The organism is Myxococcus sp. AB056 (genome assembly GCF_006547365.1).
GTDB classification, from domain to species: domain Bacteria; phylum Myxococcota; class Myxococcia; order Myxococcales; family Myxococcaceae; genus Myxococcus; species Myxococcus virescens.
In genome coordinates this window covers 144,991-151,911 of sequence record NZ_VHLB01000010.1, presented here as the reverse complement: position 1 = coordinate 151,911, position 6,921 = coordinate 144,991, and the positions used below count along the sequence as shown (strand labels likewise).

Sequence of the window (6,921 nt, the reverse complement as noted above, 5' to 3'; positions counted from 1 at the left end):
GCCAGGGGGTGGGAGTCGTGATTCCGGAGCACAAGATCCAGGAGGTCCTCGAACGGGTGGACCTCGTCGGGCTCATCTCCCGGCATGTCGACCTGAAGAAGGCCGGGCGCGAATGGAAGGCCTGCTGTCCCTTCCATCAGGAGAAGACCCCCTCGTTCTACGTGGTGCCGGAGAAGCGCTTCTATTTCTGCCATGGCTGCCGCGCGAGCGGTGACGCGGTGTCCTTCGTCCAGCGCTACCTGGGCAAGACGTTCCTGGACGCGGTGCGGGACCTGGCGCGCGAGCTGGGCGTGGACCTGGAAGCCGAGCAGGACCCCAGCATGCGGGAGCGGCAGCAAATCAAGGAGGCCACGGACCAGGCCGCCGAGCACTTCCGCGCCATGCTGTGGCAGCAGGACGAAGGCCGCTCCGCCCGCGCCTACATCGCCAGCCGCGGCGTCTCCGAAGAGACGGCCATGGCGTTCGGCCTGGGCTGGGCGCCCCTCGAATGGGCCTCACTGACGGAGCGCTTCCAGAAGCTGGGCATGCTGGAGTGGGCGGCGAAGGCCGGCCTGGTCCTCAAGCGCAACAGCGGCGACGGCTACTACGACTTCTTCCGCAGCCGAGTGATGGTGCCCATCCGCGCGCCGGAGGGCCGCCCCATCGCCTTCGGTGGCCGTCTGATTGGCGCGGATGAAGGGCCCAAGTACCTCAACTCGCGCGAGTCCCGGCTCTACAACAAGAGCGAGACGCTCTTCGGCATGGACCAGTCCCGCGACGAGATTCGCAAGCGCAAGGCCGCCGTGCTGGTAGAGGGCTACTTCGACGCCATTGGCCTCCACCAGGTGGGCGTGCGGCACGCGGTAGCGCTGTGCTCCACCAACCTCACCGCCGGACACATGCAGGTGCTGAAGCGCGCCGAGGCCCGCGAGCTGATTCTGCTGTTGGACGGAGACTCGGCCGGCCTTGCCGCTGTCGAACGGCTTTCCGGTCCCCTGCTCGCCGCGGGAGCGACCGCGCGAGTTGCCCTGCTGCCGCAAGGGGATGATCCAGACACCTTCGCGCGTCGAGTGGGCCAGGAGGGCGTGGAACGGCTGCTGGACGGCGCCCACCCGCTCACCAGCCACCTGTTCGCGTCGCTCCTCCCGGAGGGCAAGGCCGCGAGCTTCGAGGAGAAGATGGCAGCGCTCGAGCGGCTCAAGCCGGTGGTGGGACAGGTCCCCGTGGGCCTGGTGCGCGCCACCCTCTTCAGCGCGGTGGCCGAGCACTTCGGCTGGCGGCCTGCGGACGTGGAGGCGGCCCTGCGCAGCAAGGTGCCCCTGCCCAAGCCTGCCAGTGGGGACGCACCTCCTTCGAGCCCCAACCGTCCCGCCCCGCCCCTGGAGAAGCCGCCCCCCGCGCTGGAGTGCTTCTACGTGGGCGCGGTGTTGAAAGAGCCACGGTTGATGGCGCGGGACACCTTCCGCGTGTGTGACGAGCTGTCCCACATGGGCCTGCGCATGGCGCTGGCGCATGCGACGTCGGGACACGGCGCAAACGATGCGCTCTTTGAATCCTCGGAAGCCGTGAAGCGCGGCATTGAAAGCGCGCTGCGGCAGCTCCCCTCGGAACCTGTTCCCCTGGAAGCGGCGTTCCTCTCCATCTGCAGGGAAATCATGGTGCGGCGCATCGACGAGCGGCTCGTTTATATAAAGCGGGCGACGGAGCAGACGCCGGGGGCGTTCGACCTGACAGAGGAGACGCGCCAGCTCCTGGCGGAGCGCGTGGAACTGTTGGCGCTCAAGAAGCGTGTCCTGGAGGAGCTCAAGCCTGCCTCCTCGGGAACAAAGGCGCCCATGCAACCGGTTTGAGTTCGCGTTTGTAAGAAACCCTGACTTTGCGGTAGATCGGCCGGCTCGCCCAGGCCTCAAGCCCCTGAATTTGCTCAAGGAGAAGTACCCGAATGCCGACGCAGAAGCCCTCGAAGGCGTCCGTGAAGCCGACCAAGAAGAAGGTGGATCCGGTGATCCGCAAGAAGAAGGCTCCGGACGGTGCCGCGGCGAAGGGGGCCAAGACGGGCGCCGAGGAGAAGGAAGAACTCGTCGCGAGGGACGTCGTCGCCGAGGCGACGGAGAAGCTCAAGAAGAAGAAGAAGGGCGTGGCGCCGGCCATGGGCGATGACGTGGACCCGGAGGAGGCCGCGGAAGAGGCCGCCGCCGCCGTCCAGGTCGACCCCGACGCCGTCGAGGACGACATCGAGGAGGATCCGGTCGCCGAGCGCAAGGAGGTCAAGGACCTGCTCGCCGCGGGCCGTGAGAAGGGCTTCCTCACGTACGACGAGGTCAATGACGCGCTCCCCGCCGACATCGTGTCGTCCGATCAAATCGACGACGTGATGAGCATGTTCGGCGACAACGACATCGAGATTGTCGACGCGCAGAAGGCCGCTCAGAACAACGAAATCAAGCCCACCGTCACCGTCGAGGAAGAGAAGGAAGACGCCGACGAGGACGAGAAGGACGAGGACGACGAGCCGGGCGGCAAGTCGAACGACCCGGTGCGCCTGTACCTGCGCAAGATGGGCAGCGTCAGCCTGCTCACCCGCGAGGGTGAGGTCGAAATCGCCAAGCGCATCGAGGATGGCGAGAAGGAAGTCCTCCGCGCGTTGCTGGCGTGCAAGGTGGCCGTCGAGGAGATACTCGACATCGGCAACAAGCTGAAGACGGCCAAGCTGCGCGTGCGCGACGTCATCAAGGACGCGCCGGAGGAGACGCAGTCCGAAGGTGCCGAAGAGGCGCCCGAGGAGGTCGGTGAAGGTGACGCTCCGGCGCAGCTGGCGCAGAGCGAGCTCAACAAGATTGAGCAGATCTGCAAGCAGATCGAGCGCTTCCGCAAGTTCGCCCAGGACTGCGACGTCTTGGAGGAGGAGCTGTCCTCCAAGAAGAAGCTGACCGAGGTCCGCAAGAAGGAAGTGAAGCAGGAGATCAAGGACCTCCGGACCAAGATGATGGAGGTCCTGGAGGAGATGCGGCTCAACAAGAAGCAGGTGGACCGCATCGTCATCAACCTCAAGGCCCTCATCGAGCGCGTCGACAAGGCCGAGGACGAGCTGCGTGATTTGGAGCGCCGCTACGACTGCTCCATGAAGGAGCTGCGCCCGCAGCTGAAGGAGTCGCGGGAGAACCCCAACATCGGCAAGAAGCTGCAGAAGCAGCTCAACCTCACGCCGGAGCAGTTGGAGGTCCTGGACCGCGACGTGCGCACGGCGGTGCGGAAGATCAAGAAGGTCGAGGAGGAGGCCAACCTCCCCGTCGAGTCACTGCGCCGCAACTACGACGCCATCCGTCTGGGTGAGCGCCGCGCCGAGCGCGCCAAGAGCGAGCTGGTGGAGGCCAACCTGCGCCTCGTGGTGTCCATCGCGAAGAAGTACACGAACCGCGGCCTGCAGTTCCTGGACCTCATCCAGGAGGGCAACATCGGCCTGATGAAGGCCGTGGACAAGTTCGAGTACAAGCGCGGCTACAAGTTCTCGACCTACGCCACCTGGTGGATTCGTCAGGCCATCACCCGCGCCATCGCGGACCAGGCCCGCACCATCCGCATCCCGGTGCACATGATCGAGACCATCAACAAGCTCATCCGCACCAGCCGCTACCTAGTGCAGGAGATTGGCCGCGAGCCGACGCCGGAGGAGATCGCGGAGAAGATGGAGCTGCCGCTCGACAAGGTCCGCAAGGTCCTGAAGATCGCCAAGGAGCCCATCTCCCTCGAGACGCCGATTGGCGAGGAAGAGGACAGCCACCTGGGCGACTTCATCGAGGACAAGAGCCTCGTGTCGCCGGCGGACGCGGTCATCAACATGAACCTGGCGGAGCAGACCCGGAAGGTGCTCGCCACGCTGACGCCGCGCGAGGAGAAGGTGCTCCGCATGCGCTTCGGCATCGGCGAGAAGTCCGACCACACGCTGGAAGAGGTGGGTCAGGACTTCGAGGTGACGCGCGAGCGCATCCGTCAAATTGAGGCCAAGGCACTGCGCAAGCTGCGCCACCCGAGCCGCTCCAAGCGCCTGCGCTCCTTCGTGGAGAGCTGAGCCGGGCTCGAGCTGAGCCGAAACGTGGGCCCCCGCTCCATTCGTGGACCGGGGGCCTTCGTGTTTCTAGAGTCCGGGGCCGTGGCACTCCGAGCGAAGACGAAGACACCGAAGGCAGAAGTGAAGAAGGCTCCCCTCCCCTTCTCTAAAGCGGTGTGGCAGGTGGTCCGGGCCATTCCGCGTGGGCAGGTGCGCTCCTATGCCCAGGTGGCGCTCTATGCGGGCCGTCCTGGGGCCGCCAGAGGCGTGGGCCGGGAGATGGCCACCCTGCCCCAGCAGCCCGAGCTGCCGCTGCCCTGGTGGCGCGTCACGCGCTCGGACGGGACGCTGGCGCCCCAGGTGGCGCAGGAGCAGGCACGGCGACTGAGGGCCGAGGGCGTGGAGGTGACGCAGCGTGGGGACACCTTCCGCGTGAAGGTGCCCCGCGAGGCGCCGGCCCCTGGACTGGCAACGAAGCGGAAGCGCTGAAGCCGGGTAAACGACGCCCCTTGCCAGGACTGCGCGCCCGGCGATATGCAATCCGTCACGCGGTTGGTTGGCGCATGAGGGCCCTTAGCTCAGCGGTTAGAGCTGTCGGCTCATAACCGATTGGTCCCTGGTTCGAATCCAGGAGGGCCCATTTCCCTCAATGCCTCTCAATTCCTTGGGAATCTCTTCAAGGGCGTCTGTCCATTGAGCGGCATCCGCGGTGTTCCGCACCGCCGGCGCCACCTCCTTTGCATTGAGATAGGACGGGGCGTGATTGGACACCTTGCGCCGGGCGGACGGCAGCCGCAGGGTTGTCGCCCTTCCAGAGCCCGCGCTGGATGGCCTTGGGGAAGAGGCACTGTGCGAAGCCGCACAGGTTGTTGATCGACTTGGGCGAGAGCTCGGCGGGCTGCGGTTCACCTCGGGGAGCGTCAACGCACCCAGGCGGGGCCGAAGGTGAGCTTCACCCGCTTCTTCCTGGTCGCTGCTTCAAGCCCCTCGCTCGCCTCCTCCTCACCTGCTTGAGGGAACTGGCTTACTCACCATGGCGGAGAGAGCGCGGGCTCTTTCCCGCCAAGGGCTCTGCTGGGGGCATATGAACCGGTCATTAAGAAAGTCTTGACGGAGACACCCTCGCTGCGTAGACATTTTAAACGAACGGTTTCAAAGTAGAGGGTGGACATGATGGCGTTCAGTGGCAAGGCGGCGTTGGTGACAGGTGGCACGCGTGGCATCGGCGCCGCCATCGTTCGGCATCTGGCAAAGGGGGGGGCGGACGTAGCCTTCACCTATGCGAACTCTGGCGACAAAGCGGCCACGCTGGTCGGTGAACTCAAGGCACTCGGCCGACGGGCCGTGGCCATCCAGGCGGACAGCGGAGACCCCGACGCCGTCCGTGGCGCAGTCGACCGCGCGGCGTCCGAGTTGGGCCGCCTGGACATCCTGGTCAACAACGCCGGCATCTTCCCTTCCGGACCGTTCGAAAAGGTCACACTCGAGGAACTCGACAGGACGCTGGCAATCCACGTTCGAGGCGTGTTCGTCGCGTCTCAAGCCGCGCTCGCGCACATGCAGCAGGGTGGCCGCATCATCTCGATTGGTTCCTGCTTCGCGCAGCGCGTGCCCTATGGCGGAGTCACGCTCTACTCGATGAGCAAGTCCGCCTTGATCGGCCTGACGAAGGGCCTGGCACGGGAAGTCGGCGAGCGCGGCATCACAGTGAACGTGATCGACCCCGGGTCGACGGATACCGACATGAATCCGGCGACCGGGCCCGCCGTCGCGGCCGAGTTGGCGCTCATGTCCCTTAAGCACTACGCGCAGCCCGAGGACATCGCCGCCACCGTCGGGCACCTGGCGGGTGCCAGCGGGCGATTCATCACAGGCACCTCCATCGCGGTCGATGGTGGCTTTTCGGCTTGAAGCCGCGACAGCAAGAGCCGTTCATGGCATGGATTGTGTTGATAGTGGCCGGGTGTCTGGAGGTCGCCTGGGCGCTCGCGCTCAAGCGAGCCGACGGCCTGACCCGGTTCTGGCCCAGTGTCATCGGCATCGGCCTCACCATGGTCAGCCTGGTGCTGCTGTCGCTCGCCTTGAAGCAACTGCCCGTCGGAACGGCCTACGCTGTCTGGGTGGGGATGGGCATGTGCGGCGTCGCGGTCTTCGGCATGCTATTTCTCGGCGAACAGGTCTCGGCACCACGTATCTTCTTCCTGATGATGATCGGTATCGGCGTCGCTGGCCTGCGGGCAATCGAGCGATGACTCCGCGCAAGGTGAAGGCGAAGAAGCCCTCCGCTGTGATGGGCCGCCCCCGCGGGTTCGACCGCGACGAGGCACTCGTGGAGGCGATGCGGGTGTTTTGGGCGCGCGGCTACGAGGGCACGTCCATCCAGGATCTGGTCGATGCGATGGGCGTCAACAAGCCCAGCCTCTATTCCATCTTCGGCTGCAAGGAAGAGCTCTTCCGCGAAGCCGTTGAACTCTACGACCGGATCGAAGGCATTCACACCACCCGCAGCCTGGAGGATGCTCCGTCCGCACGCGCGGCGGTGGAGGAGATGCTGCGCGCCAATGCGCGGGCCTACACCGCCAGCGACAAACCTCGGGGGTGCATGATCGTCCTGTCTTCGCTCCTGGGCTCGCCGGAGAACGAGCAGGTCAGGACCTTCCTCGCGGAGAATCGCCTCAGGGGTGAGCGTGCGCTGAAGCAGCGACTCGAGCGAGGCATTCTCGATGGAGACCTCCCTGCATCCGCCGAGGTGGGGAAGCTCGCCGCGTTCTACACCACGGTGCTGGAGGGCTTGTCGATACAGGCTCGCGATGGCGCCTCCGCGAAGAAGCTCGCCGCCATCATTGATGCCGCGATGCTCGCTTGGCCGACATGAGAGAGTGCATCTCACGCTT

General features: G+C 65.6%; 6 protein-coding genes and 1 tRNA gene. All 7 read left to right on the top strand.

Annotation, left to right across the window (positions count from 1 at the left end; translation table 11 throughout):
• Positions 1-8: 8 nt before the first annotated feature.
• The 7 genes from dnaG (at position 9) to FMP39_RS07245 (ending at position 6,902) form a co-directional block, all read left to right on the top strand.
• Positions 9-1,829, top strand: a complete 1,821-nt coding sequence (dnaG, locus tag FMP39_RS07275; protein WP_141589253.1) for a DNA primase — start codon at positions 9-11, stop codon at positions 1,827-1,829.
• 92 nt (positions 1,830-1,921) lie between these two features.
• On the top strand, positions 1,922-4,048 hold the full coding sequence (rpoD, locus tag FMP39_RS07270) for an RNA polymerase sigma factor RpoD (RefSeq protein ID WP_011555174.1): 2,127 nt from the start codon (positions 1,922-1,924) through the stop codon (positions 4,046-4,048).
• Between the two features lie 81 nt (positions 4,049-4,129).
• Positions 4,130-4,516: an MGMT family protein gene (locus FMP39_RS07265; RefSeq protein WP_228557750.1), complete on the top strand. Its 387-nt coding sequence runs from the start codon at positions 4,130-4,132 to the stop codon at positions 4,514-4,516.
• Positions 4,517-4,594: 78 nt separating this feature from the next.
• Positions 4,595-4,667 (top strand) — tRNA-Ile (locus tag FMP39_RS07260).
• A 524-nt stretch (positions 4,668-5,191) separates the two neighbouring features.
• Positions 5,192-5,938, top strand: a complete 747-nt coding sequence (locus tag FMP39_RS07255) for a 3-oxoacyl-ACP reductase family protein (protein WP_141589239.1) — start codon at positions 5,192-5,194, stop codon at positions 5,936-5,938.
• Positions 5,939-5,961: 23 nt separating this feature from the next.
• Complete coding sequence (locus FMP39_RS07250; RefSeq protein WP_141589238.1) at positions 5,962-6,279, top strand: multidrug efflux SMR transporter; 318 nt, start codon at positions 5,962-5,964, stop codon at positions 6,277-6,279.
• The gene (locus tag FMP39_RS07245; protein WP_141589237.1) at positions 6,276-6,902 is read left to right on the top strand and encodes a TetR/AcrR family transcriptional regulator; all 627 of its coding nucleotides are present in this window, start codon (positions 6,276-6,278) and stop codon (positions 6,900-6,902) included. Before FMP39_RS07250 ends, FMP39_RS07245 begins: the two co-directional genes overlap by 4 nt.
• The last annotated feature ends 19 nt before the right edge of the window (positions 6,903-6,921 follow it).

Excerpts from the sequence above, each read along its gene's own strand:
- FMP39_RS07245 (WP_141589237.1), top strand. The coding sequence starts at position 6,276 with ATGACTCCGCGCAAGGTGAAGGCGAAGAAGCCCTCCGCTGTGATGGGC.
- FMP39_RS07250 (WP_141589238.1), top strand. The coding sequence starts at position 5,962 with ATGGCATGGATTGTGTTGATAGTGGCCGGGTGTCTGGAGGTCGCCTGG.
- rpoD (WP_011555174.1), top strand. The coding sequence starts at position 1,922 with ATGCCGACGCAGAAGCCCTCGAAGGCGTCCGTGAAGCCGACCAAGAAG.